This window comes from Bosea sp. PAMC 26642 (genome assembly GCF_001562255.1).
Lineage (GTDB): Bacteria > Pseudomonadota > Alphaproteobacteria > Rhizobiales > Beijerinckiaceae > Allobosea.
Genome location: NZ_CP014301.1, coordinates 5090626 through 5117157, shown reverse-complemented (window position 1 = coordinate 5117157; position 26532 = coordinate 5090626). Strand labels below are relative to the sequence as shown.

Genomic DNA, 26532 nt, shown 5'->3' with positions numbered 1-26532 from the left:
ACTGCGATGTTCAACCTCCTCGTCTCGGCCAGCCTGCGCAACCGGCTCTTCGTCATCGCCGCCGCGCTCGTCCTCGTCGCCTATGGCTCCTACGTGCTGCCGCGCGTGCCCGTGGACGTCTTCCCCGACCTGAACCGGCCCACGGTTACCTTGATGACCGAGGCCGAGGGGCTCGCCCCACAGGAGGTAGAACAGCTCGTCACCTATCCCCTAGAGACGGCGATGAACGGCATGCCGGGCGTGTTGCGCGTCCGCTCGGTGTCGGGCGTCGGGCTCTCGATCACCTACGTCGAGTTCGACTGGGGGACCGACATCTACCGCTCCCGCCAACTTGTGGCCGAGCGGCTTTCGCTGGTGCGGGAGCAGCTGCCGCGCGGCGTCGCTCCGCAGATGGGCCCGGTCTCCTCCATCATGGGCGAGATCATGCTGGTGGCGCTGACGGCCGAGCGGTCCTCGCCCATGGAGGTCCGGGAGATCGCCGACTTCACCATCCGGCCGCAGCTCCTCAACATCGCCGGCGTCTCGCAGGTCATCCCGATCGGCGGGCAGGTCCGGCAGTACCGGATCACGCCGGACGTCGCGGCCCTTCAGGCGCTGGACGTCACTCACGAGCAGGTCGAGGCGGCGGTCACGCGCTTCGGCACCAACACCGGCGGCGGCTTCGTCGACCAGCAGGGTCGGGAGTACCTGATCCGAAACGTGGGGCTGACACGACGGCTGGAGGACCTGCGCAACACGGTCGTCGTGCAGCGGCAGGGCCAGCCGGTCCTGCTGCACCAGGTCGCGGCCGTCGAGTTCGCCGCGCGGGTCAAGCGCGGGGACGCAGGCTACCAGGGCAAGCCGGCCGTGATCATCGGCATCCAGAAGCAGCCGGACGCCGACACCGTGTCGTTGACCAGGCAGGTGGAGGCGTCGCTGGCCGAGATCCAGAAGACGCTGCCCACCGGCATCTCCGCGACTAACGTCCAGTTCCGGCAGGCCACCTTCATCGAGACCTCGATCGCCAATGTCGAGCGCGTGCTGCTGGAGGCGGCAGGCGTGGTCGCCGTCATCCTGCTGCTGTTCCTGATGAACGTCCGGGCGACCCTGATCTCGCTGACCGCGATCCCGGTCTCGATCCTGACCACGGTGCTGGTCTTCAAGTTCTTCGGCCTGACGATCAACACGATGACGCTGGGCGGGCTGGCCATCGCGATCGGCGAACTCGTCGACGACGCGGTCGTGGACGTGGAGAACATCCTTCGGCGCCTTAAGCAGAACCGGGAAAGCGCCATGCCCAAGCCCGTCCTGGCGGTCATCGCGGCCGCCTCACAAGAGGTCCGGTCGGGCATCGTCTACGCGACAGCCATAATCATCCTGGTCTTCATCCCGCTCTTCGCCCTGTCGGGCATAGAGGGCCGTCTCTTCGTGCCGCTCGGGGTCGCCTACATCGTCTCGATCCTGGCGTCGCTGGTCGTCTCGATCACGCTGACGCCGGTGATGGCCTATTATCTGCTCTCGGGCACGGCCGGTGGGCATGAGAGGGACGCGTTCGTCGTGCGTCATCTCAAGCGCGGCAACGCGGCGCTGCTGCGCCTGGCCTTCGGGGCGCGCGGCCTGATCCTGTCGGTCGTAGGCATCGGCGTGGCCCTGGCCGTCTATGGCGCGACGCTGCTGCCGCGGACCTTCCTGCCGCCCTTCAACGAGGGCACGCTGGTGGTCTCGCTGCAATACAATCCCGGCATCTCCCTGGCCGAGAGCCATCGCCTGGGGCTCATCGCCGAACAACTGGCGCTCAAAGTGCCGGAGGTGAAGTCGATCGGTCGCCGCACCGGACGCGCCGAACTCGACGAGCACGCCGAAGGCGTCCACTCATCCGAGGTCGACATCGACCTGCATCGCTCCGACCGGCCCAAGGAGGCGATCTACGCCGACATCCGGGCTGCGCTGAGCGTCCTGCCGGTCTCGGTCAACATCGGCCAGCCCATCGGTCACCGGCTCGACCACATGCTTTCGGGCGTGCGGGCCCAGATTGCGCTTAAGGTCTATGGCGAGGACCTCGACACGATCCGCAGCCTGGCCGAGACGCTGCGCGAGCGGCTGGCGGTCGTGCCCGGCCTGGTCGACCTCCAGGTCGAGCGGCAGGTACGCATCCCACAGCTGCGCATCGACGTCGACCATGAGAAGGCGGCGCTCTACGGGCTGACGCCTGCGAGCGTCACCCAAGCGCTGGAGACCCTCTCCAACGGTCGCACGGTCTCGCAGATCGTCGAGGGCAACCGCCGCTACGACGTGGTGCTGCGCCTATCCGACCAGGATCGCTCGACGACAGGGCTGGAGGACCTGCTGATCGCGACGCCGGGCGGCCACGTGCCCCTGCGCATGATCGCCTCGGTCTCCGAGACGGACGGCCCCAACCAGATCCAGCGCGAGAACGGCCAGCGCCGCATCGCGGTCTACGGCAACGGCGACGGGCAGCGCGACATGACGGCGATTATCGCCGACATCCGGCAGGTCGTGGCCGCGACGCCCCTGCCGCAGGGCTATGTCACGCGCATGGAGGGCACCTTCCAGGCGCAGGAGGAGGCGACGCTGCGGATCGGGCTGCTGAGCCTAGTGTCGCTGGCCATGATCTTCGTCGTGCTGTTCACTCGCTACCAGTCCGCGGTGCTCGCCCTGATCATCATGGGCAACATCCCGCTGGCGCTGATCGGCAGCGTGGTGGCGCTCCACGTCGCCGGGCAGCCACTGTCCGTGGCGTCGATGGTCGGCTTCATCACCCTCGCCGGCATCTCGGCCCGCAACGGCATCCTCAAGGTCTCGCACTACATCAACCTGGCGCTCCACGAAGGCGAGAGCTTCGGGCGCGACCTCGTCATCCGCGGCAGCCTCGAACGCCTCACGCCGGTGCTGATGACCGCGCTGTCGGCGGGGCTCGCGCTCGTCCCGCTGCTCTACGGCGCCGACCAGCCCGGCCGCGAGATCCTGCACCCGGTCGCCGTTACCATCTTCGGCGGCCTGATCTCGGCGACCATCATCGACACGGTGCTAACGCCGCTCCTCTTCCTCGCCTACGGCCGCAAGCCGCTGGAACGCATCGCCGCCGGCCGTGCGTCGGAAGGCGGGGAACTGACACCTGCCGAGACCTACTGAAGCGAAAGGAAGAACGAACATGCTCAAACCGCTCACCGCCCTGGCCATCGTTGCCTTCGTATCGACGGCCGGGGCCCATGAGGTCTCGAAGGGCCCCAACGGCGGGCCGGTGGTCGACGTCGCGGGCCACCATGTCGAGATGGTGGCGAGGGGGACCGAGTTCGTCCTCTACCTCAGTGACGCAGCCGACAAGCCGCTTTCCTCCGCGGGAACGAAGGCGGCGCGCGCCATCGTCCAGGATGCCGGCAAGACCGCGACCGTGGCTCTCTCGCCCGTCGAACCCAACAAGCTCGTCGGCTCCCTCTCCCAAACCCTGGGTAAGGGCGCCCGCGTCGTTGTCTCCGCCACGCTCGCCGACGGCCATGCGCTGCAGGCGCGCTTCACCAACGACTGACCCCCTCGAAGAAGGAACCGACCCGATGAAACTCTCGATCCCCACCACGCTGATCCTCCTCGCCCTTGCCGGTCCCGCTTTCGCGCAATCGTCCCATCAGGGGCATGGCGCAGCCCCCCCGGCCGGTGCCGCGCCCATGGGCATGATGAACATGGATTCGATGCAGTCCATGATGAAGACGATGATGCCGGCAGCCGGCGACGCCGCCTCGACAAAGGACTTCAAGGCCGCCGACATGAAGATGATGCACGCCATGGCCGTGCCCTACACGGGCAATGCAGACGTCGACTTCCGAACCAAGATGATCCCGCATCATCAGGGCGCGATCGACATGGCCAAGGTCGCCCTGGCTCATGCCAAGAACGAGACGACGAAGACGCTCGCCGCCCAGATCATAAAGGACCAGGAGCGCGAGATCGCCGAGATGCGCGAATGGCTCCGCAAGAACGCGCCGAAGTGAGCGGGCCGTCGGGTCTGACCTGACCGGTTACGGAATGGCCATGGCCGGGCCGTAACTGCGAAGCCGGCCGTATTCGGCGATTTGGTCGGGCGTCAGCAGCTCTGCCATCAGCAGGTGGTAGCGCAAATGGGCGGCCCGCAGGGTGCCCTGGCTCGCCGCGATCAGCCGCGTGGCGTCCCGAAGGCTCGCCGGCGTGACCGTCCTCTCGGCGAACAGGCCATCGAGCGCGGTCTCCTCGCCGACGATCCGCACCCCGATCGGGATCCTCTCCGCACGCATGGCGTCCATCAGCGCCTGGGTGCGGCTCCGCTGCTCGACCGTGAGGCCCAACGCGTCCGCCAGGTCCAGCACGTGGAGGGGGCCGGGGTAGCCGTTCAGTTCGGCGGGCAGCGCCAGACCCATGCCGCGACCGGCTCCGAGATCTGCGATCTGCTGCGGCGAAAGTGCCTTGATCCGGCGCGTCTCCAGACCGGCATAGGGAGCCGAAGCCGTGCCGCCGTGATGGCCGCCGACATGGCTTTGGGCTGCTGCCGGCGCCACAGTAAGCGAGCAGGCGACGAGGACAAGGATGGGGATCGAGCGCATCGGAAACTCCGGTTCTTCTGCGCTCGATCTTGTCTGGAAGGCCCGACCGGCCGCATGATCAGGATCATGTTGGCCTCGACTTTGAACGAACTTTGGGCCGGAACGGGGCCGCGACCGCCGCCTGGAAGCGGGCGAGACGCTCTTCCGCAGCGGCGACGCCGTTGGTCGGCTTTATCGTGTCGTGGACGGCGTGATTGCGCTTATCCGTCCGCTTCCCCATGGTGCGGACCTAACCATCCAGCGTGCGCGAGCCGGGACCATCGTCGCCGAGGCGTCTCTCTTTGCCGACACATATCATTGCGACGCGGTGGCGAGGGACGCCGCTCGCGTTCAGGGCGTCCCGGTCGAATGGGTCATCGATTTGCTCGAACGACGTCCAGATGTGGCGCGGGCGCTGACGTGCCATCTCGCCGTCGAGGTGCGCCGGGCCCGCGCCAGAGCGGAGATCGCGTCGTTGAAGACGGTCGCCATGCGCCTTGACGCCTGGCTGGCGCTGGAAGAGGGCGAACTGCCGCCGAGAGGACGATGGCGCGAGGTCGCGGCCGAGATCGGCGTTTCGCCGGAAGCCTTTTACCGCGAGCTGGCCGCGCGGCGTGCCGTCGTGGATTAAGCGCTTCCGGCGGCCTGACTTAGTCAGAACAGGCCAAAGTGCCGTACTCGTGAAACGGCGCGGGATGGAAACGGTAGCCTGCTTTCAGGTAGCGTCTCGCAGCCCAACTACGGAGAGAACTTATGAAACTAATCGTCTTGACCCTCACCACGCTGGTCGTCCTGGCGGCTCCGGCTCTCGCGAGCTGCCCCAGTTGCCCCTAATCGGGGCTGACTGATGACGCCGAAGCCGCCTCCGGGCGGCTTTTTCATTTCCAGCGAAAGGTGACTAATTGGGCTTGGCATTCTTGTAGTTGATGCCCTCGATGGCGGCCGCGAGCGTCCGGTTTATGGAGAGGGTGTAATATCAGCTTGTGGCGCATTCGTTCCGGAAGCAGTCCTGTTTCTCGCCCTCGCTGCTTTCTTGCTGAGCGGCAGCGAATCGGTCAACGTAAGTGAATCAGGCCGCGCTTTCGCGCGGTGGCGATTGGTTGACCCTCCGCGCGCAGCGGACTGATCCCGAGAGGCTTCCTCAAAAAATCTGCGAGTTTGGCTGTTGCGACAATTGTGTCGAAGCAGTTGGCATCGAGTTTTATGGGGTCTTATGGGATGGCTGAGCGATCGAAGCGTCCGGGATCATGGAAAGTAATGGGTGGCTATACATCGCTTAGCGATGCAGCCGCAGCCAGCAGCGCTGCGACAATCAATAGAATTTTGAAACGCGCCGCCGACCGTGCCGCCAAGGACGCCAAGAAGCGCGTCCAACGGGCTGGAAAGGCCAACATGTTCCGCGGCCTCGCCCGGAACTCGAAGAGCTCTTTCGAGATGGCCATGGGCCGGTCGCTGAGCCGGCACTTCGGCAAGATGAAGTCGTCGTCGCGGCCCTCCATCAAGATGAAGGCGCCAGACACCGGCGGCCGTCCCTTCCACTTCGACCACACCGCCGTCTCCCACAAGACGATCGCGATCCCACCAGGCGCGAGCGTCCCCGGCGAGCACACCTACGGCAAGCGCAAGAAGGAATTTGCCAAGCCGAAGACTCACACCTCGAAGACCTCGGCGCACATGGCCTACATCGAGCGCGAGGGCGCCGAGGAGAGCTTTGACCTCCAGGCCGAGCTCGGCCGCGCTATAGGCGGGGTCGACGGACGCGAGCGCTCGCTGTCCGAGATCCAGGGTTACCTCGAGGATGAGGAGAAGATCGCCGCCAACGCCAAGCCGGGCGCGGCGGCCTCCAAGGTGACCGAGATCGCCTTCTCTTTCGGAACCGAGGAAATGGGCGAGACGACCGAGGAGCGCATGGCGTTTTGCGATTTGGTCGAAGAACATCCCGAACGCGCCAATGCCACGCTGCAGCACCGTTTTATTTTGGAGCTGCCGCACGAGTGCTCCGCGGTAGACCGGCGCCATATTATGGAAGAGTTCACCCAGAAGTACCGCCACGACAGGGTGCCGTTCTGGGTCGTCCTGCACGCGCCCGTCGCCGGTAAAAACGACAGTCGCAACTTCCACGCTCATATCGTGCTGCTGAATCGGCCGGCTTGGAAGGAGGCTTGGCCGGAAGGTGGAAAACATCACGGGCGGGCGTCGAAGCCAGACATTGTGATGTGGAATTTTGCCGCATCGGAGCTCGTGCCCAAGACGCGCGGCAAGGGCGAAAAGAAAATTTACCCACTGCGCCAAAAAGTCCCTTCGGACTACCGCGATCATTTCGTGGGGGATGAGCGAAAGCGCTTTGCCGAGGTGGTCAACGCCCGGATGATCGCCTCGGGCGTCCCCGTCCGCTACGACGCGCGCAGCTACAAGGACATGGGCCTCGAAGTCGAGGCGATGAAGTCGGTCAAGAAGATGATCGAGGACAAGGTGCGCTCCGGCGATCGCCTTCGCATCGACAACGACCTGACCAAGCGCCTCGTCGAGCACGAGATCGACAAGCTCACCCGCGAGCGGGCGGCCGGCTTCGCGACGGCGGCCGAGCTGAAGCGCGCCACGCAGGCCAGCCTCACCGCCCTTCTGAAGGTCGAGAAGGAGGCGCAGTACCTCGGCCGCCGCGGCGGCCTGGCCAAGCTCGCCTCGAGCGCGATGAAGCGGGCCTACCGGACGGCGGCGCTGAGGTTCGCGCAGGCCAAGGAGCGGCACGTCACCAAGGAGGTCGCGCTCGCCCACGAGCGCCTCGAGCTGGAGCGCCTTGTCAAGGCGACCGACCCCGACGACATCAAGGCGCTGACCGCGACCCTGCGCTCGCGCATGAAGGCCGCCGTCGCCAAGGACCCGAAGGGCGCGGAGGCGCGGCGCCTGAAGGAGGAGATCGTCTCGCTCGACCCGCACCACACGGCCTACGTCCACGACGCGGCCAAGGTCGAACTCGGCGACTTGGTCCACCGGCACTCGCGCATCGCCACGCGCACGCTCGGAGCCATCCGGAGCGCGCTCGGCGCCTGGCGCGAGGTCGCGGAAGGCAAGTCGCCCTCCGTGCTGCCGAAGTACACGGCCGCCGTCCTCCAGCAGCAGGCCGAGGCCGCGCAGAGGGCGGCGCAGGAGCCCAGGCCCCCGCAGCCGCCGAAGTTCTACCCGAGCTCGGCCGACGAGATGATCGACGCGATGTTCTTCAAGCCGCACCACCAGTTGGCGCTGAAGGTCGCGCGCCAGATCACCGGCTTCATCGCGGAGCTCGGCGCCGTGAAGGTGCCCGGCAAGTCCAAGGCCGACGTCGTCCGCGAAGGCGTCCACGGCCTCATCGACGCCTTTAAGAAGGGCCCTCTCGAGGCCCAGGCCCACATGGCGACCGCGCCTGAGGCCTACCGTCAGCAAGCCGCCGCGGCCAAGCCGGCGACCGGCGTCCCCAAGCGCGCCTGGACGCCTCCGAAGGAGGGCTTCCTGCGACCCGAGGCGCCATGGGCCGGGCGGCCCGATCCCGTCTTCTCGGTCCCGACGGGCCCGGTCGAGCGCGGCCCGAGGCCTCCCGTCAAACCGATCCAGGAGAAACCCGAGCCCAAGGCGCCCATCACCGGGCCAGAAGCCGAGATGCCGCCGCCCGCAGAGGCGCCCAAGAAGCGCAAGAAGAAGCAGAAGGAGCGCCAGAAGGCGATCCTGTCCAGAAGGACGCGCGACTTCGATCTATGACAACGCGCGTTCTGCGACGCTGGTCTTGATGTTGCCCTTGACACGTCATCCATGCTTTTTTGGCTCGGCGCTGACGAACCAAACCAAAGCGTTTGAGGTCCTCCCACTGGCGCCCGACGAGCCTGGCAATGTTGTCATCGGCGGCGTAGCCGAGCTTGTTCCCAAGCTCGGCCTCAAACATGCAAGGCTCGCCGTCTAAGACATAGAATTCGTACCCGTCATGGATGAACAGCGTCGGTCCGGCGGTGGTCGCGGAGGTCGTCTGGCTGTCGGCCATGGCGGCGTCCTTTTACGCGAATCAACGGGTGTCACTCGGAAGATCGTGCCTGAATCCGGGGTTCCGGGCGAATCCTGTCAGAATCGCCGAGCTCCGATTCAGCCAGCTCTCGACATCACGCAGCCGCCCTGTCAGGGTGGCGCGGCTCACATCGTGAGACGCGCGGGATGAGGCCGACCAGGCCGTCTCGAGAGCCATTCATCGGCGGCCGCGAAGCGCCCCGATAGCGTCTGCAAGACCCCTCGGAGAGACTGAGGGAGGCCCAGCGAACCGATAACGAAGGTGGTCCGAACGCCTCACAGGAGGCTGATGCAACCTTTGTATGTCGTGCCCTAATCCCCCTCCTCTGACAGGCTCTGAGCGTTGTAGCTCACTCCTTCTCGAGCCTGTCTGTAAGTCCTTGAATTTGCTCGTTGTAGGGCATCTGGCGAAGCCGTCTCAAGCGACGTTTGGAGGGCTCTATCCCTTAGCCCGTTGTAGGGCCCGGGCAGAGAGCGTAGCCCGGCAGCCCGCTAAACGTCTCCCGGATCGTTGTAGATATGGGAGACGTTGTTCCTCTAAACGGCGAGTTGACCCTCGACGCCCTTCCTGTCTCCCGCTGACTGTAGAAAGTGGGAGAATGCACTGAGATTACACCCAATAAGGCTTGCCATTTAGGAGATCTCTGAATCGAAAGTGCCGATTTGTGAATCTTCCGCTGATCAGGCATTATAGGATGACTGATTCAGAGCCGGGAGATTTACCTTCCGATCATTTTAGGAGAGCGGAGCCCATGCCGACAGCACTGTTCGAACGCGAGGGCGGCGCCGGCTACTACACGGCACGCCAGGTGGCTCGGCTCGCCCGCGATAGGGGAGAACCCGACGCAGCAAGGCTATGGGGATGCGTCGCGCGCCAGGTTGCCACCAGGTCCGGCCTCGTTCCCGGACACTCCACGATCGGTCGCCCTGAGAGCGAGTGGTAGGTCACTTACGTTTCAGCGCCCACTCCGCGTAGGATGTATTCTTCGCCATGTGGCGGTTGAAGTCAGGCGCGCCGTCCTCCCACCAGACCGGACCGCGCTCACCCAGCGCGACCTTGGCGGCGTTGACCTCTGCTCTTGCCTCCACCAGGTCGCCCAGCCCCGACCTGGCGTTCTTGACGGCACGTCGCGCGTCCATCAGCTGGCTGACCAGCCGCTGCCTCTCGGCTTCTGGGATCGCCGGATTTGTCGATCTCCACAGTCTGCCTGCGATCATGAAGTACCGACCGTCCGGCGTCGTCGGGTAGGTCCTGACCGCCAATCTGGGTGTTCCCCCTGCCGATGCTGCTCCAGGCGCCCACTCCTCGTAGGCGAGAATCCTTTGCCAAGTGAGCGATTGAAGTCAGGGGTGCCCTCCTGCAACCGATCCCCGCGCCCTGAAGCGAATTGAATGGGGCCAGCGGCGCAACGGATTTCGCGCGGCCGGCTCCATGAGGGACGTGTCAGCTGACAGTGCCACCACCATGGGCATTGTAGATCCCGCCAGTCGTGAAGCTGGCGTCTTCCGCCGCAAGCTGAACATAGATCGAAGCCAATTCGGCCGGCTGGCCCGGCCGCCCGAGAGCCGTCATCCCCCCGAACTTTTCGAGCTTTTCGTCCGTCGCACCACCGCTGACCTGTAATGGCGTCCAGATCGGGCCGGGCGCGACGCCATTCACGCGGATGCCCTTCTTGCCGAGCTGCTTGGCGAGAGAGAGCACATAGTTCGTCGTCGCGGCCTTGGTCTGCGCGTAGTCGTAGAGGTCTGCCGAGGGATTGGTTGCCTGTTCGGAGGTCGTGCCGATGATCACAGCGCCCGGTTTCAGATGGGGAAGGGCCGCCTTGATGATCCAGAACGGCGCGTAGATATTGGTCTTGATCGTCCAGTCGAATTCGTCGTTGCTGATGTCGAGGATCGACGCCTTGGTCTGCTGGCGGGCCGCGTTGTTGACGACGATGTCGAGACCGCCAAGACCTGCCACCGCATCGGCGACCAGCCTTGTGCAGAAGGCCGCATCCCGCAGATCTCCAGGCAGCGCCACCGCCTTTCGGCCTTCCGCCTTGATCAGCGCGACCACCTCGCGCGCATCGGGTTCTTCGTCGGGATGGTAGTTGATCGCGACGTCGGCGCCTTCGCGGGCATAGGCGATTGCGGCCGCCCGTCCCATGCCGGAATCGCCGCCTGTGATCAGGGCCTTCTTCCCTGCCAGGCGACCAGAACCCTTATAGCTCGTCTCTCCATGGTCCGGCCGGGGCTCCATTTTGCTGGCGAGACCCGGCCAGGGCTGGGACTGCTTCTGGAAGGGCGGCTTGGGATATTTGGTCGTCGGATCCCTCATGGGCGCAGCAGTCGTTGGCGCTTGGGCTTGCGCGCCCGTCGCAGCGGCGGCCAACGCCAGACCGGTGCCCGCGGCGCCGACCAGATTGCGACGGGAGATGGAGTTCGAATCGTGAGCCATTGCCGAATCCTATGCATTTTGGGGATGGCGTTGGAACGCATGGGCGCACCTCGCCGTTCCTGACCCGTGATGACAGATGAGTGATCGAGAGACGGAAGGGACGAGATCATGGCGAGCGGTTGGGCTCCAGACGGAGCCGTTCAAGACCAAATCGACGACAGCATCGGCGACGCGGTGCGCATTGCACGGTCGCGCCTTCCCTCGGGGCCGGGCGAGGTCAACTGTCAGAGCTGCGGCGAGGAGATTCCCGAGGCGCGCAGGCAAGCGATGCCAAGTGTCCGCACCTGCGTCGACTGCCAATCCACGCGTGACGCGCCCGCCTCTGTGAGTGCGTACAACCGCCGCGGTAGCAAGGACAGCCAGCTAAGGTGAGGCGTGCACGCGTTGCCGCGCGACATCAACTCAAGAAGGGATTCGAGCGGATGCAACTTGAGGGTGGCTGCAACTGCGGCGCGGTCCGGATTCAACTGGCGGGCGAGCCGATCCGCACCGGGCTGTGCCATTGCCTGACCTGCCGCAAGGAGACAGGGTCGGCCTTCATGGCCTATGCGGTTTGGGACCAAGCCGCCGTGACAGTAAGCGGCGAGACCCGGAGCTGGACGGGGTCGACTGACCGACGCCATTTCTGTGGCATCTGCGGAAGCGCCTTGTTCGCAACCGACGACAGCACCGAAATCGAAGTCCGCATCGGCAGCCTCGATCAAGTCCCGACGGGGCTGACGCCGGATCATGAGCTATGGGTGCATCGCCGCGAGCATTGGCAGACGCCCGTCGCCGAAGCCCGCCAGCATGCCGGCAACCGTCCCTGATGGACGCAGTCCTTCGACGCCATGCTTTTGGTCCGATGACTGATCGAACCATCCCGCCTGCCGCTCGTTCAGGTTCTTTGCCACAAGCGCGAGGGATACCTGTCATGGCTGCGAATTTGACTGGGCTGTTCGAGACAAGACGTGACGCGGAGATGGCGGTGGAGCGTCTGGTTCAGGAACACGGCGTCGATCGCAGCTTTATCCTCATCGCGCCTGCAGGAGATGCCAACAGTGCGGGCGAGCAGACGGCCGGGGCTGACAGCGATGCTGCCTCGCCGGGCACGGGTGAGCGGTCCGACGCCAAGCTGACCGGGCCGATCGAGGTCTCGGTCGATATCCAAGATGACGCGACAGCGAGCACAATTCGCGACGCGTTCGCGGAATTTGGCGCTCACGACGTCGGCCGCGGATGAGGGGCGGCCCTGAAGCGGTGCAGGGTGGTGCTGATCACCACACTGCCGCTCTGAGGCTAGATGCCGGGTCTAGTCCTTCGGTACGATGCTGATCTCGCCGCTCGCCTCGAGGACGGCGAATTTGATCTGATCCTGTCGTTCCAGACCTTGTTGGATGCGGGCAGCCTTGAGAACGTCATCGATGCTGACTCGGGCACGCCTCAACGCGCGCTCATCGGCCTGGCCATGGCTCAAGAGGATGGTCGGCGCGCCGTCGATCACCAGGCTCAACCCACTATGCCCCCTCTTGAGATAGGACAGCGCGATGTCGATCCCAAACAGCGTGATGATCAGAACGAATGCATTGGTGATGGAAAAATCGTCCCCGAGCAGCGCCTGCTGCGTGGTCTCAGCGATGATCAGCAGGAGAACGAGGTCGAAGGGCGTCATCTGCGCCAGCGTCCTGCGCCCCGACAGCCGAACGATGACAAGCAAGACGACGTAGATTGCAAAGCCGCGAAGAACGGTTTCCATGATGGATCCTAGGGAAGAATGATCAGGGTCACGGCCGCGGGCGCGCCGTCGATTGAAACGGTACCGCGTACGATACCGGGGGCGTCTGGCTTGATCCTGATCTTGGCCATGGCGCGATCGCCTGGTCGAACGTGGACGATCAGCTCTTCGCCCGCCGCCGTGGCCGATGATTTCGATGGCCGAGGCTGGGCCCCTTCGATCGCGATGCTTCTGCCGAAGTCGGGGGATAGAAGAATTCTGCGGTCAGCTTCGCCTGTTGAGGCAAACGCGATCGAGATGGTGTCCTCAGTCTGCCAGCGGGCGAACCGGGGGTAATCGATCTCATTGCCGGCCGCTTGGATTTGAGCGCGAGCGAACATCCCTCCTTCTCCTGAAAACCCCAGCAGCGCAGCGACGATGATGAGGCCGTATCCGACCCAGGCCCAGCGCTGGACGGTCCAGTACTTCTCTTGAAAGGCGCGGTGCTCATCGAGCTCGAGTTGTTCGGCCACGGTCTTGGTCCCCACTCGCAACCCGCATATGTGGCTATCGCCTCGATCTGTAACGCTACCGGCTGGAGTTGGTTGCGTTGCGGTCGACTGCGTCCTGTGCGTCACTGAACCGGCATCAGTACGCGTCGATGGATTCAGTACGTTCCCCATTCCCATCCGGATCCCGCGCCCGGCGACGGTCGAGCAGGCGCATGACCGGCGTGACCGTTATGCCGTGCATCAGGATCGAAATCAGAATGATCAGGCCCACGATCGCCCAGAGCCTATCGGCGCCCTCGACACCGCCCATGTGGTTCAGGCCATAGGCGAGATAATAGATCGATCCGACCCCGCGTATGCCGAAGAACGCAAGCGTCATCCTCTCGGTCCCGTTCGCATCGTGACCGATCAGTCCGATCAGCCCTGTGACCGGGCGTATGACGAGAAGGATGACCAACGCCAGCGCGACGTCGATTCCCGAAAGGGGCGCCAGCAGCCCGCTGACGAGTGCGCCGCCGAATGCCAGCAGCAGAACCATCATCGCGATGCGCTCGATCTGTTCGGTCAGCTCGTGCATCTCGAGCTGGAAGTCGTGATCGCGATGGGCGTTGCGGAAGGTCAGCGCCGTGACGAACACCGCTAGGAAGCCGTAGCAATGGATCAGTTCGGTCAGGCCATAGGAGACGAAAGTCGCCGAGAGCGCGATGAGGCCATCGCCGGTCTTGGCCAGCTTGGTCTTGGCCGGCGCGTTGAAGGTCAGCCAGCCAAAGGCGCGGCCGATGGCGTAACCGGCCGCTATGCCGGCACCGATTTCCCAAAGCACGTTATAGGTCAGCCACTCTGTCAGCCACGGCTCGCCCGTGGCTGACGCGGCTGCGAGAGCGATTGCGAGGTGGACGAATGGGAAGGCGAAGCCGTCATTCAGTCCGGCCTCCGAGGTCAGCCCGAAGCGCACATCGTCCTCTTGACCCGATTGCGGCGGGCCGACCTGGACGTCGGCTGCCAGCACGGGATCGGTGGGCGCCAGCGCTGCTGCAAGGAGGAGCGCCATGGCCCATGGCACGCCTAGCCACCAACCGGCCAGCAGAGTGATCGCCGCGATGCTTAAGTGCATCGTGATCGCGATCAGCCGCCAAGTGATCGCCCATTTTCGGAAGCTGAACAGCCTGTCGAGCTTCAGGCCAGCGCCCATCAAGGCGATGATGACGACGAACTCCGAGAAGCGTTCGGTGATCTCGGGAAAATGCATCGGCAAGGGATCGAGCGCCACCCAAGGCAGCGAGAAGATCGCTGCTCCCAAGGCTATGCACACGATCGGCAAGGATAGGGGCAGGCGCTGCAGCGCCAAGGGCAGCCAGGCCACGAGCGAGATGAGAAGTCCGGCCCCCGTGAGCACGAGGATGTAGGGGTCGGGACCGAGGTCGGTTAGCGGTTGCATGTCAGTCAACCGCCGTTCAGCCCATTCGATCCCAGATACCCACGAAGTTTCGGCTGCAACCGCTCATCTTATGGAAGCAACGCCTGTCCTATCTCCCTGCGCCGAGGTACCGCCCTCGCGCAAGCTGTCGTCATGGTCGGCTTCAACGGAGGAGACCGTCGGCTACAAACGCATCCCAGCCCTCCAACGGCGCTTGCACGCCGTCGTCTCTATGATCTTTGATATCGCCCGCCTTGCTGTCCCGATCCTTGGCCGCGCGCGCCAGTGCCGCCTTACCCGCCGCGCGCCGTCGGTTCTCCGCGGCGGTACGCGCATCCTCCTCACGCCAGACGACCAGGAGGTCGCCATCGAGGACGTCGGCGATGTGCTGCGGCTCGCAGACGTGAAACGTCACGGCCTTGGCGCGACCACGCAGTTTCACGGTGCGCGTTCCGGCGCTTTTCAACCGCCCATCCTTCAACCACTTGTGACGCTCACGCGAAGACATGGAGAGGATGTCCTCCGCCTCGCTCGGGAGGACCGGCAGAGCTTCAATCCCGACCAGCGCTTTGGCGATTGTCACCGAGGCGTCGTCGAACGCAGCCTGCTCTGCCTCGGACATCCGCAGCACGATCCCGCCAGCGATGGCGACGACGCACTTTCGTGTTGTCCAGGGCAGGTGGCGTCGGACCTCCCGCTCGATCCCTTTCAGCCGCACTGACGAACCGAGCGTCGCCGCCGACGGCAGTGGCCATTCGGCAACCAGCGCAGGCGAAATTTCGGCAACCTGCTTGGAAGGCATCATGCCAACTCATAATTGGGAATGTGCATGATGAACCAGATCCGATCACACGTGTTCCAGCACGCGGGTGCCAGTGCGCGCATAGCCGACATCACAGCAGCTGCGGCTGCACCGGCACGGTCGTCGGCGGGGCATCTGACATGTCACCGCGTTGGGTCAACTCCGTCGCGGCGCTGAAGCGCAGGTCGAGGTCGCGATCTGACGCCAGCTCGCGCAGTGCAGCGATTGAGAGTTGGTCCCAGCTCTTGCCGCGATCGGGGCCGGACGGCACGCGCGGCAGCAGCCCCGGCTCGCGGCTCCACGTGACAAGTTGATCAAGCGAGGTTTGGTTCAGCATGTCGCGCAGATGGTGCGCGGTGACATACGCGTCGGGCATGGCGCGATGCGCCGGAAGCCCGATCTCATGGACGAGCCCTGCCGGCATGCGCTGATAGCGTAGGAGCTGGTTCGAGAACCGCGGCAGATGCGGCCATAGCCGCAACGCGCATTTCCAGGTGCAGATCCAGTCTGTCCCGCCGCTCAGCCTGGCCGTGCAATAGCGTTGCTCGAAGGCTGCGCGATGGGCCGCCAGAGCCACAACCCCGCTTTCGGGACGCAGGACGGAGGGCGCGATATCCTTCCAAAACGGCGCGCCGGCGACGTCTTCGTCACGGATATGATGGATCGCCATCGTGTCGGGCGAGATCGGCCGGCCGGGGTTCACGAAGAATGCGCCGCGCTGCTGGTCAACGTGCCAATGGCCGTCCGAACCCAGGGAGACATCCTGCCATCCGATCTCGCAGACGTCGTGAGGTCCGTTTCCTGCGGTTTCAAGGTCGATGACGCGGACGCGCGTGGTGAGCATGGGCTGGAGATCACCATCGCGACCGACCGATACAAGTCAGGAGCGACGCTCTGTCTCGGTTCGACGCGGTGCACTTTCTGGACTGAGGGCTGATCCGGTGAACCGATGCTCGCCGGCAGGCTCCCAGGGTCCTCCACGATATCGCCAGAGCAGCAAGCCCGTCGCCTTGGCTTCGAAGGGCACGAACGAGGACGAGAGCTTCTGGAAGAGGGCCTTGGCGGTCGCCGCATCGGTCTTGTTCTGGATCGTGACATGCGGGCGGAAGCCTTGCGCGTCCTATCGGGTCAGATGCGCCGACCAGCGGCCCGCGATCTCGGCCCGAAGGCGCTGCAGCTCCGGGCTGTCGATCGCATAGGCCGTGCCCTGGCCCAGGAAGCGCAGGGACGATGCCATGAGATGGAACGGCGCCTGTCGGGCCACCACCGACGCGAGCCCGTCCGTGATCTCGCCATGGCGGTCACCAGGCAGATGGTGGAACAAGGTCAGATGGGCCGGGATGAGGTTGCGGGAAGGCGGGAAATGCATCCTTCGCTCCGCATCGAACCGCGCGAAGCTCTCCTTGTCGAAACGCAGCGTCAGGATCAGAGGGGCATCGTCCATGCGGCTGCGCCTCCCGTCAGCGCCACATGCCCCGCATCTGGGCGCGGACATCGATGCGCGGGCCCTGGCTCGCTGCACGCGCCGCGTCCGACGCAGCGAGCGGCCAGGCCGTGCGTTCGAACCGGCCGAGCAGCGCATTGGGAATGAAGCGCGTACGCGCCGCATAGACATGGCGGTCACCGGTCGCGCTCTGCCCATGCGTGAAGAAGCGCTGCGGGACGACGAGATGCAGATCGTCCTTGGCCCGCGTCATCGCGACATAGAGCAGCCTGCGCTCCTCCTCGATCTCGTCGCTGGTACCGACGCCGAGATCAGACGGGATGCAGCCATCGACGACGTTCATCACGAAAACCGATGTCCACTCCTGCCCCTTGGCCGAATGGATCGTCGAGAGGATGAGGTAGTCCTCGTCGAGCAGCGGCACGCCGGCCTGGTCGCTGGTGGCATCGGGTGGATCGAGCGTCAGTTCCGTCAGGAAGCGCTCGCGCGAAGGATAACCGCCGGCGATCTGTTCGAGCTGGACGAGGTCGGCCTGCCGCGTCGAGGCGTCCTCGTGGATGCGTTCCAGATGTGGCTCGTACCAGAGCCGCGCCCGCTCGATCTCGGCCGGCCAGCCCGCGCGGCCTGAGCGCAACTCCTCGATCGCGCCCAGGAACCCCGCCCAATCGTCGCCGGCGCGTGGCGGCGGCGGGGCCGAGGCCAGCGCCTCCATCGGATCGGTCGCCGCCGCGATATGGTCCAGAACGCGCTGTGCCGAGGTCGGACCAACACCGGGCAGCAGCTGCATCACCCTGAAGCCGGCAACCTTGTCGCGCGGGTTCTCGACGAAGCGCAGCAGTGCCAGGAGATCCTTGATATGGGCGGCGTCGAGGAACTTCAGCCCACCGAACTTGACGAAGGGGATGTTGCGCCGGGTCAGCTCGATCTCCAGCGGGCCGCTATGGTGCGAGGCTCGAAACAGCACCGCCTGCTGCTTCAGGGTTGATCCTGCCTCGCGGTTTTCAAGTACGCGGCCGGCGATGAAGCGGGCCTGGTCGGCCTCGTCGCGGACGTTGACGAGTTGCGGCGGCGCGCCCGTCGCGCGGTCGGTCCAGAGGTTCTTGGTGAAGCGCTCGCTGGCGAGGTCGATGACCCCGTTGGCGGCGTTGAGGATGGCCTGCGTCGAGCGGTAATTCTGGTCGAGCGTGATGATCTCGGCGGGCGGCGAGAAGGCAGCGGGGAAATCAAGGATGTTGCGGATCGTCGCGGCGCGGAAGGAATAGATCGACTGCGCATCGTCGCCGACCACGGTGAGGCCATGTCCGTCCGGTTTCAGCGCTAACAGAATCGAGGATTGCAACCGGTTGGTGTCCTGATACTCGTCCACCATGACATGGTCGAAGCGCGCGCCGATTTCGGCGGCGAGATCGGGATTGGCCATTGTCTGCGCCCAATAGAGCAGCAGATCGTCGTAATCGAGCACGTTCTGGCGCTGCTTGGCCACTACATAGGCCGCGAACAACTCGCGCAACTCGGCGGCCCAGGCGACGCACCAGGGAAACGACCGGGTCAGCACGGCCTCGATCGGCATCTCCGCGTTGACGCAGCGAGAATAGATCGCGAGGCAGGTGCCCTTCGCTGGAAAGCGGGTCTCGGTCTTCGAGAACCCGAGCTCGTGCCGCACGAGGTTCATCAGATCGGCCGCGTCCTCGCGGTCGTGGATCGTGAAGGCGGGATCGAGCCCGATCTGGTCGGCATAGTCGCGCAACAGCCGCGCGCCGAGCCCGTGAAAGGTGCCGGCCCATCGCAGCGCGTCGGTCATCACGCTCGCGCCCTCACCCATGACCTTGCGGGCGATGCGCTCGACGCGGCGGGTCATCTCGGCCGCGGCACGGCGCGAGAAGGTCATCAGCAGAATGCGGCGCGGGTCGGCCCCCGTCACGATCAGATGCGCAACGCGGTGCGCAAGCGTGTTGGTCTTGCCGGAGCCAGCGCCAGCGATCACCAGCAGCGGCGCGGCACGGTCGCCGCCGACGCCATGGGTCACGGCGCGGCGCTGCGCCGGGTTGAGCGTGTCGAGATAGGGCGTGGCGAGCGGCGGCGAATCGATGGCGAGCATGATCCGGATTCGACCAGTTTCCGGTTTTGTTCGCAATCGCGCATCGTGCCGCAAGCCCGCGCACCCTCCGGCCTTGCGGACCGGAACTCATGAGCCGAAAGCTTGTTTGGCTTCTCAACAGGGAGATGGTCATGCGCAACGATCAGAGGGACAGGCTCATCCGGGCGCTCGCGGCACAGCTCGCAGCCGAGCGTGAGACAAGGGCGGCCATCGCCAGCGCCGTGGCAAACGGCCCGATCGACCGCGAGGTTCTGCTGGCGTTGCTGGAGGATCCCATCCCCGCCTGGTCGCAGGAGGATCTGAACCGAGCCGATCGCCTTGCTGCCTCTACTGCACATCATCGCGCGATCGCGGCTTGATCGAGACTGCTTCAAGTGTGCCGCGGAGGTGTGCGTTGGAAAAGCTGAAGGCGTATCGCCAAAAGCGCGATTTCGAGAAGACCAAGGAGCCCGATGGCGAAGCCTCCGTCGCCGCGTCGAACCGCCTGCGGTTCGTGATCCAGAAGCATGACGCAACCCGTCTGCACTACGATCTGCGGCTGGAACTCGATGGCGTCTTTCGCTCCTGGGCTGTGACCAAGGGACCCTCGCTCGATCCCGGCGACAAGCGGTTGGCCGTCGAGGTGGAGGATCACCCGCTGCCCTACGGCGATTTCGAAGGCACCATCCCGAAGGGGCAGTATGGCGGCGGAACGGTCCAGCTCTGGGATCGTGGCTACTGGGAAGCCGAAGGCAAGCTCAGCCCTGAAAAGCAACTTGAGAAAGGCGAGCTCAAATTCGTCCTCGCCGGGGAGCGCCTGCACGGCAGCTTCGTCCTCGTCCGCATGCGCCACGATCGCAATGGCGGTAAGCGAACCAACTGGCTTCTTATCAAGCACCGCGACGAACATGCCGTCGAAAGCCATGGCGACGCGGTCCTGGCCGACGACAAGTCGGTGGCCTCAGGCCGTAGCATGGCAACGATCGCTGCAGGCAAGGGACGCTCGCCCAAGCCTTTCATGCTGGACGACGATATTCTCGCCCCTGACGCGGAGTGGGACAGTCAGAAAGGACTGGCAGCGAACAAGAGGCACGAACCGACTAAGCCCGCGTCTAGGTCGAAATCTCCGTCGCCTAAGGCGCCTGCCTCCCACAAGTCCGTCGCTTCGGTTGCCCTTCCAGCCTTCATCGCGCCACAACTCTGTCGGAGCATCGAGCGTCCCGCCAGCGGCACCGATTGGGTCCACGAGATCAAATTCGACGGCTATCGCATCCAGATGCGGATCGACGCCGGCAAGGTGACCTTGAAAACGCGGAATGGTCTCGACTGGACCCAAAAGTTCGGCGCGATCGCGAAGGCGGCCAAGGGTCTCCCTGACGCCATCATTGATGGCGAGATCGTGGCGCTCGACAGTCACGGCTCGCCGGATTTTGCAGCGCTTCAGGCCGCCCTTTCCGAGAATAAGACTGATGATCTGGTCTTCTTCGCCTTCGATATGCTGTTCGACAAGGATACCGATCTGCGCGAGCGACCTCTGCTGCAACGAAAAGAGCAGTTGAAGGCGTATCTGGAGGATCATGCTGACGGTGTCGTGCTGCGCTATGTCGAGCATTTCGAGACAGGTGGCGATGCGGTCCTGAAATCGGCCTGCAAGCTGTCCCTGGAAGGCATCGTCTCCAAGGCCGTCGATGCACCCTACATTTCCGGTCGAAGTGACACATGGACGAAGTCCAAGTGCCGGGCTGGCCATGAGGTCGTGATCGGAGGCTGGTCCACAACCGAAGGCAAGTTCAGATCGCTCCTCGTCGGCGTCAACCGGGGCTCCCATTTCGTCTATGTCGGCCGTGTCGGGACCGGCTACAGCGCGGCGAAGGTGGATGCATTGCTGCCGAAGCTCAAGGCCGTCGCCGCGGAGGCATCGCCCTTCACCGGCGTAGGCGCGCCCAAGCGTGAGCCGGGCGTGACCTGGCTGAAGCCGGAGCTGGTCGCCGAGATCGAGTTCGCCGGCTGGACCGGTGACGGCATGGTCCGCCAGGCGGCGTTCAAGGGGCTGCGCGAGGACAAGCCGGCGGACGAGGTCGAGACCGAATTGCCTGCCGATCCGGCAGAGACGCAGACGCCTGAGCCCAGGCCCGCTCGCGCTCGCGGACGCGGTGGCAGGGCCGATGTCATGGGCGTTGGCATCAGCCACCCCAACAAGCCGCTGTGGCCCGATGCCGAAGATGGCAAACCCGTCTCCAAGCAGGATCTGGCCGAGTATTTCGGAGCGGTCGGCGACTGGATGCTGCCGCATATCAAAGGCAGGCCCTGCTCCCTCGTTCGCGCACCTGATGGGATCGGCGGCGAAATGTTTTTCCAGCGCCATGCCGGCATGGGGACGTCGAACCTGTTCGAGCTCGTCCGGGTCTTCGGCGACAAGAAGCCCTATCTCCAGATCGACCGGATCGAGGCGCTGGCTGCGGCCGCCCAAGTCGGGGGTATCGAACTCCACCCCTGGAACTGCCTCCCCGGCGATCCGGAGACGCCCGGGCGTCTCGTCTTCGATCTGGATCCCGGGCCTGGCGTGACCTTCGGCGATGTGATCGACGCTGCCAAGCAGATGCGTGAGCGGCTCGAGGCGCTGGGCCTCGTCAGCTTCTGCAAGACCACGGGCGGCAAGGGCCTTCACGTCGTGACGCCTTTGGCGTCGGGCAAGCGCGCCACCGTCGATTGGCCGGCGGCCAAGGACTTCGCACGGCGGGTCTGTGCCGAGCTAGCAAGCGAGGAGCCGGCGCGCTATGTCATCAACATGGCCAAGCGGCTTCGAAACGGCCGCATCTTTCTCGACTATCTCCGCAACGACCGAATGGCGACCGCCGTCGCACCCTTGTCGCCCAGGGCGCGTCCAGGCGCCCATGCGTCGATGCCGCTCACCTGGTCGCAAGTGAAGGCCGATCTCGATCCGAGCCGCTTCACCGTCAGGACCCTGCCTGGCGTGCTGAGGAAGACCAAGGCTTGGGAGGGCTACGACGACGCGGCGGGGTCGATCGCCGACGCCATCAAGAAGCTCGGCAAGCGTAGTGAGGCGGCCTAACGAGCCATGTAAGCTATCGACCGGAACGAACGGGCTCAGCTCGGCGTTCACCGGCCATCGGGAGAGAAGACCATGGCGCCGCGGACATTCTGGAAGGGCTATCTGAAACTCTCGCTTGTGACCTGCCCGGTCGCGATGATGCCGGCGCGGTCGGAAAGCGAGAAGGTCCGCTTCCATACCCTGAACCGTAAGACCGGCAACCGCATCCAGAGCCGGTATGTCGATGCCGTCACGGGGAAGCCCGTCGCCGATGACGACGAGGTCAAAGGCTATCCCAAGGGAGATGACGACTACGTCGTCCTGGAGGATGACGAGCTGGATTCCGTTGCTCTGGAAAGCACCCGGACGATCGACATCCAGACGTTTGCGCCAAGATCCTCGGTCGGCTGGATCTGGTATGACGCGCCCCACTATCTCGTGCCCGACTCCAAGGTCGGCGAGGAGGCGTTCTCGGTCATCCGCGAGGCGATGAAGCGGACGAAGACGGTAGGGATTTCCCGCGTCGTTCTGTATCGCCGTGAACGGGCCGTGCTGCTCGATGCGCGCGACAACGGCATTGTCCTGTGGACGCTGCGCTATGGCGACGAGGTCCGGCCGGAGAAGGATTATTTCGCCGGGATCAAGGACGCGGAGCCTGAAGCTGATCTTCGGCCGCTCATGGATAAGCTGATCACGACCCGGACGAAGGACTGGTCGCCCGATCTGGCCAAGGACCCGGTTCAGGACGAGCTTCTTGCCATCATCAAGGCCAAGCAGAAGGGCCGCAAGCCCACGAAAGCGGCGAAGCCTCAGGCCAACGAAGGCAATGTCGTGAACATCATGGACGCGCTGAAGCGGAGCCTTGAGCCCCGCAAGGCGTGATCAGCCGGCCTTTCTCCGCGGGGCTTCCTTTGCAGCGGCGGCCGGTTTTGGAGACTTCTTGCCGGCTCCTCCTTTGGCGCTCTCGCGCAACGCATCCAGCAGGCTGACGACCTTGGTCGGCGAGGGCTGCTTCTGCGGCTTGATCTTGCGGCCTTCGATCTTCGCCTGGACGAGTTCGGCCAGTGCACTCTCATAGCGGTCGTCGAATTCCTTGGGATCGAACTCGCCGGCTTTCGTCTTGATAATGTGCTCGGCAAGCTCAAGCATCTCGTCGTCGATCTTGATCGCGGGCACGCCGCTGAACGCGTTCTCCGCAGACCGCACCTCATAGTCGAAGTTCAACGTGGTCGCGATCAGACCCTCGCCATGCGGGCGGATCAGGATAGAGCGCATGCGGCGAAAGATCACTGTCCGGGCAAGGGCTGCAGACTTCTGACCCTTCATGCCCTCGCGGATCAGCGCAAAGGCCTCGGATGCGACCGGCGTGCTGGGCGCTACATAGTAGGGCTTGTCGAAGAAGATGTCGTCGATCTCATCGCAGGGCAGGAACGTCTCCACGGTCAGCGTCTTGTCGCTTTCGGGGATGGCGGCTGCGATCTCTTCGGGTTCGAGGATGACGTAGTCGCCGTTGCCTTTGTCGTATCCCTTGACCTGATCTTCGGTCTCCACCGGTTTGCCCGAGACCTCGTCGATGAACTGGCGATGGACGCGGTTGCCAGTCTTGCGATTTAGCGTGTGGAACGAGATCCGCTCCGATGTGGACGCGGCTGTGTAGAGGGACACCGGGCAGGTCACCTCGGCGATCTTGAGAACGCCCTTCCAGACAGCACGCGGAGCCATGGCCGTTCCTTGATTTGCGTCACCGGCAACGCAGTCGAGGAACTAGCTGGGGATGATCATGGTTCCATGGCGGTGAGTCCAAGAAAGTCAGGTCAGATGTCGAACCAGGATGCCGTCATCGCCAAGGCGCTCAACGCCGGCCTTCGCCGCTTACTCGTTGTGGCATTTGCCCATCAAGATGATGTGGGTGGCCGATCCGAGCGGATGCCGGCGCTTCGTCATGCGCTCGAGCGAGAGATCAAGCGTCTTGTGATACGGGGGGTGTCTCAGGATGGGGAGGATGTGGAGCTGACGGCGGCGGTTCGGAAGGGTCTGCAGCTCTACCTCGATGCCGCTTATCGAGAGGCATCGGAGCACCTGCCGGCTCCAGATACGATACAGTGATCGGCGCACGAACATCGCGGGAGGCCGACATTAGGCAGCCCACCACCGCTTACTTGAGGTCTTCCTCCACCGAGATTCCCAGCAGCGCCAGTGATCCAGCATCCATCCTGGCAGCGAACCAGCGATCGAGGGCATCGCGAAAGGGACGGTCCTGTCGCGGAGACGCTATGGCGAAGAGCGTCATCGAGGAATGGAACTTGCGGTCGTCCGGGGAGCCGAAGATCTCCTGCACTGAGCGGTCGTGAGTGGCCAGCACTGCCTGCGTGACCTCTTCGAGGCGCGGCCCAAGGAGTGGGTGCGCGAGGTAGGCGCGTGCTTCCTCCAGCGAAGCGACGCCGTAGAATTGCGCTGTCGGGGTGCGGCCAAGACCGCGCAGTTGCGGGAAGATAAACCACATCCAGTGACTGCGCTTGCGGCCCTCACGCATCTCGCTGAACGCAGTGTCGAACGTTCTAGCTTGTGCCTCCACGAACCGCTGTAAGTTGAATGGATTCTGCACCATCCTATGATCCCCTCGCAGATGGCCTTCAGCGCCTCGCACCATCGGAAAGCTCGATCCAGACAGGAGCGTGGTCGCTCGCTTTTTCCCAGCCGCGAACGTCGCGATCGACGCCGGCAGTGGCGAGCCGTTTTGCGATCTGCGGGCTCAGCAGGAAATGGTCCAGGCGCAGTCCGGCGTCGCGGCCCCACGCATTCCGGAGATAGTCCCAGAATGTATAGATGCGTTCGTCGGGATGCAGCGCACGGACAGCGTCGGTCCAACCCTGGCCTGTCAAAGTATGAAAGGCGTCCCGAACCTCTGGACGGAAGAGAGCGTCGTCGCGCCAGCGTGCGGGATTATAGACGTCAAAATCTGTCGGGATCACGTTGTAGTCGCCGACCAGCATGACCGGAATGTCCAGCTCGAGCAGTTCCGCCGCGTAACTGGTCAGGCGGTCGAGCCAGCGGAGCTTGTATTCGAATTTCGGTCCGGGCGCTGGGTTGCCGTTGGGCATGTACAGGCATCCGATCAGCATGCCATCAACGGCCGCCTCGATATAGCGGCTCTGATCGTCGTCGGGATCGCCTGGAAGGCCGCGTCGGGTCTCGATCGGCTCCCTGCCACGCGCCATGATCGCGACCCCGTTCCAAGCCTTCTGACCGTGCCAGATCGCGCCGTAGCCGGCCTTCTCGATGTCTTTCCTCGGAAAGCGCGCGTCGGGCGCTTTCAACTCCTGCAAGCAGACGACGTCTGGCTGCGCTTCTGCCAGCCAGCGCAGCAGCACCGACAGCCGGCCGTTGATGCCGTTGACGTTGAACGTGGCGATCTTCATCGCTCTGTTCGGCCGGTGATCCGCTCGGCCCACGCGGAAACCTCTTCCGCCATGGTCTTGAGATGGTCGGCCGCACTCAGGCCCGAGATGCTCTTTCGGGGCTTCAAGTCGTGGTCGCCGTCCTCAAGCCAGAGAATGTCGATCGCCGAGGAAAGCTGGTAGCCGGAAACGTCATCCCGCGTGCCGAACGCGTCTCGCGTTCCCTGCACGATGAATGTCGGCGTGCTCAGCTCGGCGAGGTGCTTCGTTCGGACCTGTTCGGGCTTGGCAGGTGGATGGAAGGGATAGCCGAGGCAAAGAAGGCCCCGAATGCGGCCTGCGGCAAAAAGCTCGTCGGCGACCATGCTCGCGACGCGGCCACCCATCGATTTGCCGCCGATGATCAGCGAGCCCGTCGCGCCGAGCGCGTCCACAGCCGCGATGTATTGCGGGTTCAACTTCTCCGCTCGCGGTGGTGGCTTGCGACCGGCGCCCGTGCGCCTCCCGGCCATATAGTCGAATTCGAACCGGGCCACCCGCAAGCCCGCGCCGCCCAGTGTTTCAGCGGTCGCGGTCAGAGTGCCTGAATCCATCGGCGCTCCGGCGCCGTGAGCCAGCATGACTGTGATGGGGGCTCGTTCTGGACCGTCAAACAGGACGTTCATAGCCGCTCCTTTGGGCAAGGCCTTTGTCCGGCACTGTGGCCGCTTGCGCTACCGAACAGCGCGCATTGAACCGACAGCGCGAGCTGGCGTCGTTCAGCTCAACCGACCAACCCGTCCGTCTCGAACGCGTCCCAGCCCTCCAACTGCGCTCGCGTTACCTCGTTCCCACCGTACCCAGCTTCGTCTGGTTTGTTGGCGCAACCCTTGGTCACTCATGTCAGCGCTGCCCTGCCTGCGGCGCGCCGCCGGCTCTCGGCGGCGGCTCGAGCAGCCAAGGTGCGTTCCTTTTGGCATGCGCCGTGGTCGCGGGGCTTGGCGTTAAGGCAAGGGTCGTCACAAACGTCTTCATCTTCGGCAACACCGCGAGGGCCCCAGCTCCGTTGAGCTTGCGTTTGACGGCATTTGATGCTGCTCGACCCAGCCGGCAAGACATGACCGCACCATCACTCGAAG

The 26532-nt window shown here is 64.5% G+C and carries 25 protein-coding genes and 2 pseudogenes; 13 read left to right on the top strand and 14 right to left on the bottom strand.

Annotation, left to right across the window (positions count from 1 at the left end; translation table 11 throughout):
* Window positions 1–6 precede the first annotated feature (6 nt).
* The 3 genes from AXW83_RS24410 to copM are packed head-to-tail and all read left to right on the top strand — an operon-like array spanning window position 7 to window position 3986.
* The gene (locus AXW83_RS24410) at window positions 7–3132 is read left to right on the top strand and encodes an efflux RND transporter permease subunit (protein WP_066618583.1); all 3126 of its coding nucleotides are present in this window, start codon (window positions 7–9) and stop codon (window positions 3130–3132) included.
* A 19-nt stretch (window positions 3133–3151) separates the two neighbouring features.
* The gene (locus AXW83_RS24405) at window positions 3152–3526 is read left to right on the top strand and encodes a hypothetical protein (RefSeq protein WP_066618581.1); all 375 of its coding nucleotides are present in this window, start codon (window positions 3152–3154) and stop codon (window positions 3524–3526) included.
* Between the two features lie 25 nt (window positions 3527–3551).
* Window positions 3552–3986 (top strand): CopM family metallochaperone, encoded by a 435-nt coding sequence (gene copM / locus AXW83_RS24400; RefSeq protein ID WP_066618579.1) that lies wholly within the window; start codon window positions 3552–3554, stop codon window positions 3984–3986.
* Window positions 3987–4013: 27 nt separating this feature from the next.
* Here copM and AXW83_RS24395 read toward each other — a convergent pair whose 3' ends face one another.
* Window positions 4014–4571, bottom strand: coding sequence for a Spy/CpxP family protein refolding chaperone (locus tag AXW83_RS24395; RefSeq protein WP_066618577.1), 558 nt, complete (start codon window positions 4569–4571; stop codon window positions 4014–4016).
* A 121-nt stretch (window positions 4572–4692) separates the two neighbouring features.
* On the opposite strand from AXW83_RS24395, the pseudogene AXW83_RS28330 reads away from it, so the two are divergent.
* The 3 genes and pseudogenes from AXW83_RS28330 to AXW83_RS24385 form a co-directional block, all read left to right on the top strand.
* Window positions 4693–4884, top strand: a pseudogene (locus AXW83_RS28330) (cyclic nucleotide-binding domain-containing protein); the annotation flags it as partial.
* A gap of 69 nt (window positions 4885–4953) precedes the next feature.
* Window positions 4954–5181 (top strand): hypothetical protein, encoded by a 228-nt coding sequence (locus AXW83_RS27950; protein WP_236841765.1) that lies wholly within the window; start codon window positions 4954–4956, stop codon window positions 5179–5181.
* A gap of 692 nt (window positions 5182–5873) precedes the next feature.
* Complete coding sequence (locus AXW83_RS24385; protein ID WP_168166153.1) at window positions 5874–8282, top strand: MobA/MobL family protein; 2409 nt, start codon at window positions 5874–5876, stop codon at window positions 8280–8282.
* A 1242-nt stretch (window positions 8283–9524) separates the two neighbouring features.
* Here AXW83_RS24385 and AXW83_RS24380 read toward each other — a convergent pair.
* Together AXW83_RS24380 and AXW83_RS24375 are read right to left on the bottom strand one after the other, a co-directional pair.
* Window positions 9525–9842: a hypothetical protein gene (locus AXW83_RS24380; protein ID WP_335339327.1), complete on the bottom strand. Its 318-nt coding sequence runs from the start codon at window positions 9840–9842 to the stop codon at window positions 9525–9527.
* 181 nt (window positions 9843–10023) lie between these two features.
* Window positions 10024–10899, bottom strand: a complete 876-nt coding sequence (locus AXW83_RS24375; protein ID WP_236841764.1) for an SDR family oxidoreductase — start codon at window positions 10897–10899, stop codon at window positions 10024–10026.
* A 228-nt stretch (window positions 10900–11127) separates the two neighbouring features.
* Between AXW83_RS24375 and AXW83_RS24370 the strand changes: the two genes are divergently transcribed.
* The 3 genes from AXW83_RS24370 to AXW83_RS24360 all read left to right on the top strand — a co-directional run bounded on the left by AXW83_RS24370 (window position 11128) and on the right by AXW83_RS24360 (window position 12241).
* The gene (locus AXW83_RS24370; RefSeq protein ID WP_066618568.1) at window positions 11128–11391 is read left to right on the top strand and encodes a DksA/TraR family C4-type zinc finger protein; all 264 of its coding nucleotides are present in this window, start codon (window positions 11128–11130) and stop codon (window positions 11389–11391) included.
* Between the two features lie 50 nt (window positions 11392–11441).
* Window positions 11442–11828 carry a GFA family protein gene (locus AXW83_RS24365; protein ID WP_066618564.1) on the top strand — a complete coding sequence of 129 codons (387 nt, stop codon included), beginning with the start codon at window positions 11442–11444 and terminating at the stop codon, window positions 11826–11828.
* 104 nt (window positions 11829–11932) lie between these two features.
* On the top strand, window positions 11933–12241 hold the full coding sequence (locus AXW83_RS24360) for a hypothetical protein (protein WP_066618561.1): 309 nt from the start codon (window positions 11933–11935) through the stop codon (window positions 12239–12241).
* Between the two features lie 69 nt (window positions 12242–12310).
* Here the strand turns inward: AXW83_RS24360 and AXW83_RS24355 are convergent, their stop codons facing one another.
* The 7 genes and pseudogenes from AXW83_RS24355 to AXW83_RS24325 all read right to left on the bottom strand — a co-directional run bounded on the left by AXW83_RS24355 (window position 12311) and on the right by AXW83_RS24325 (window position 18985).
* On the bottom strand, window positions 12311–12754 hold the full coding sequence (locus AXW83_RS24355) for a DUF421 domain-containing protein (protein ID WP_066618558.1): 444 nt from the start codon (window positions 12752–12754) through the stop codon (window positions 12311–12313).
* A gap of 8 nt (window positions 12755–12762) precedes the next feature.
* Window positions 12763–13245 (bottom strand): hypothetical protein, encoded by a 483-nt coding sequence (locus AXW83_RS24350; protein ID WP_156640363.1) that lies wholly within the window; start codon window positions 13243–13245, stop codon window positions 12763–12765.
* A 115-nt stretch (window positions 13246–13360) separates the two neighbouring features.
* Window positions 13361–14662 (bottom strand): cation:proton antiporter, encoded by a 1302-nt coding sequence (locus AXW83_RS24345; RefSeq protein WP_066618548.1) that lies wholly within the window; start codon window positions 14660–14662, stop codon window positions 13361–13363.
* 142 nt (window positions 14663–14804) lie between these two features.
* Window positions 14805–15446, bottom strand: coding sequence for a hypothetical protein (locus AXW83_RS24340; protein ID WP_066618546.1), 642 nt, complete (start codon window positions 15444–15446; stop codon window positions 14805–14807).
* An 88-nt stretch (window positions 15447–15534) separates the two neighbouring features.
* Window positions 15535–16287: a 3'-5' exonuclease gene (locus AXW83_RS24335; RefSeq protein WP_066618544.1), complete on the bottom strand. Its 753-nt coding sequence runs from the start codon at window positions 16285–16287 to the stop codon at window positions 15535–15537.
* A gap of 36 nt (window positions 16288–16323) precedes the next feature.
* Window positions 16324–16812: pseudogene (locus AXW83_RS24330) on the bottom strand (2'-5' RNA ligase family protein).
* Between the two features lie 91 nt (window positions 16813–16903).
* The gene (locus tag AXW83_RS24325) at window positions 16904–18985 is read right to left on the bottom strand and encodes an ATP-dependent helicase (protein WP_066618542.1); all 2082 of its coding nucleotides are present in this window, start codon (window positions 18983–18985) and stop codon (window positions 16904–16906) included.
* A gap of 131 nt (window positions 18986–19116) precedes the next feature.
* Here AXW83_RS24325 and AXW83_RS24320 point away from each other — a divergent pair, with 131 nt between their 5' ends.
* From AXW83_RS24320 to ku (AXW83_RS24310), 3 genes are all read left to right on the top strand, one after another.
* Window positions 19117–19344 carry a hypothetical protein gene (locus AXW83_RS24320; RefSeq protein ID WP_236841763.1) on the top strand — a complete coding sequence of 76 codons (228 nt, stop codon included), beginning with the start codon at window positions 19117–19119 and terminating at the stop codon, window positions 19342–19344.
* 35 nt (window positions 19345–19379) lie between these two features.
* Complete coding sequence (gene ligD, locus AXW83_RS24315) at window positions 19380–22037, top strand: DNA ligase D (protein ID WP_236841762.1); 2658 nt, start codon at window positions 19380–19382, stop codon at window positions 22035–22037.
* Window positions 22038–22109: 72 nt separating this feature from the next.
* Entirely contained in the window at window positions 22110–22898 is a 789-nt protein-coding gene (gene ku, locus AXW83_RS24310; RefSeq protein WP_066618535.1) for a non-homologous end joining protein Ku, read from the top strand.
* Here ku (AXW83_RS24310) and ku (AXW83_RS24305) read toward each other — a convergent pair whose 3' ends face one another.
* A complete protein-coding gene (gene ku / locus AXW83_RS24305; protein ID WP_066618530.1) occupies window positions 22899–23738 on the bottom strand; it encodes a non-homologous end joining protein Ku in 840 nt (279 codons plus the stop codon).
* 96 nt (window positions 23739–23834) lie between these two features.
* Here ku (AXW83_RS24305) and AXW83_RS24300 point away from each other — a divergent pair, with 96 nt between their 5' ends.
* On the top strand, window positions 23835–24122 hold the full coding sequence (locus tag AXW83_RS24300; RefSeq protein ID WP_156640361.1) for a hypothetical protein: 288 nt from the start codon (window positions 23835–23837) through the stop codon (window positions 24120–24122).
* A 49-nt stretch (window positions 24123–24171) separates the two neighbouring features.
* On the opposite strand, the gene AXW83_RS24295 is transcribed toward AXW83_RS24300, so the two are convergent.
* From AXW83_RS24295 to AXW83_RS24285, 3 genes are read right to left on the bottom strand one after another with little or no spacing between them, the layout of a single operon-like run.
* On the bottom strand, window positions 24172–24624 hold the full coding sequence (locus tag AXW83_RS24295) for a DUF1810 domain-containing protein (RefSeq protein WP_066621178.1): 453 nt from the start codon (window positions 24622–24624) through the stop codon (window positions 24172–24174).
* A 25-nt stretch (window positions 24625–24649) separates the two neighbouring features.
* A complete protein-coding gene (gene xth, locus AXW83_RS24290) occupies window positions 24650–25435 on the bottom strand; it encodes an exodeoxyribonuclease III (protein WP_066618524.1) in 786 nt (261 codons plus the stop codon).
* The gene (locus tag AXW83_RS24285) at window positions 25432–26079 is read right to left on the bottom strand and encodes an alpha/beta hydrolase family protein (RefSeq protein ID WP_066618521.1); all 648 of its coding nucleotides are present in this window, start codon (window positions 26077–26079) and stop codon (window positions 25432–25434) included. The genes xth and AXW83_RS24285 overlap by 4 nt, the downstream gene beginning before the upstream one ends.
* Window positions 26080–26532 lie beyond the last annotated feature (453 nt).

Coding starts and splice junctions, on each gene's coding strand:
- ku (WP_066618535.1), top strand. CDS start 22,110: ATGGCGCCGCGGACATTCTGGAAGGGCTATCTGAAACTCTCGCTTGTG.
- copM (WP_066618579.1), top strand. CDS start 3,552: ATGAAACTCTCGATCCCCACCACGCTGATCCTCCTCGCCCTTGCCGGT.
- AXW83_RS24300 (WP_156640361.1), top strand. CDS start 23,835: ATGTCGAACCAGGATGCCGTCATCGCCAAGGCGCTCAACGCCGGCCTT.
- AXW83_RS24375 (WP_236841764.1), bottom strand. CDS start 10,899: ATGAGGGATCCGACGACCAAATATCCCAAGCCGCCCTTCCAGAAGCAG.
- AXW83_RS24340 (WP_066618546.1), bottom strand. CDS start 15,446: ATGATGCCTTCCAAGCAGGTTGCCGAAATTTCGCCTGCGCTGGTTGCC.
- AXW83_RS24395 (WP_066618577.1), bottom strand. CDS start 4,571: ATGCGCTCGATCCCCATCCTTGTCCTCGTCGCCTGCTCGCTTACTGTG.
- AXW83_RS24405 (WP_066618581.1), top strand. CDS start 3,152: ATGCTCAAACCGCTCACCGCCCTGGCCATCGTTGCCTTCGTATCGACG.
- AXW83_RS24335 (WP_066618544.1), bottom strand. CDS start 16,287: ATGCTCACCACGCGCGTCCGCGTCATCGACCTTGAAACCGCAGGAAAC.
- AXW83_RS24345 (WP_066618548.1), bottom strand. CDS start 14,662: ATGCAACCGCTAACCGACCTCGGTCCCGACCCCTACATCCTCGTGCTC.
- AXW83_RS24360 (WP_066618561.1), top strand. CDS start 11,933: ATGGCTGCGAATTTGACTGGGCTGTTCGAGACAAGACGTGACGCGGAG.
- AXW83_RS24355 (WP_066618558.1), bottom strand. CDS start 12,754: ATGGAAACCGTTCTTCGCGGCTTTGCAATCTACGTCGTCTTGCTTGTC.
- AXW83_RS24370 (WP_066618568.1), top strand. CDS start 11,128: ATGGCGAGCGGTTGGGCTCCAGACGGAGCCGTTCAAGACCAAATCGAC.
- AXW83_RS24410 (WP_066618583.1), top strand. CDS start 7: ATGTTCAACCTCCTCGTCTCGGCCAGCCTGCGCAACCGGCTCTTCGTC.
- AXW83_RS24365 (WP_066618564.1), top strand. CDS start 11,442: ATGCAACTTGAGGGTGGCTGCAACTGCGGCGCGGTCCGGATTCAACTG.
- AXW83_RS24295 (WP_066621178.1), bottom strand. CDS start 24,624: ATGGTGCAGAATCCATTCAACTTACAGCGGTTCGTGGAGGCACAAGCT.
- ku (WP_066618530.1), bottom strand. CDS start 23,738: ATGGCTCCGCGTGCTGTCTGGAAGGGCGTTCTCAAGATCGCCGAGGTG.
- AXW83_RS24320 (WP_236841763.1), top strand. CDS start 19,117: ATGCGCAACGATCAGAGGGACAGGCTCATCCGGGCGCTCGCGGCACAG.
- AXW83_RS24325 (WP_066618542.1), bottom strand. CDS start 18,985: ATGCTCGCCATCGATTCGCCGCCGCTCGCCACGCCCTATCTCGACACG.
- xth (WP_066618524.1), bottom strand. CDS start 25,435: ATGAAGATCGCCACGTTCAACGTCAACGGCATCAACGGCCGGCTGTCG.
- AXW83_RS24285 (WP_066618521.1), bottom strand. CDS start 26,079: ATGAACGTCCTGTTTGACGGTCCAGAACGAGCCCCCATCACAGTCATG.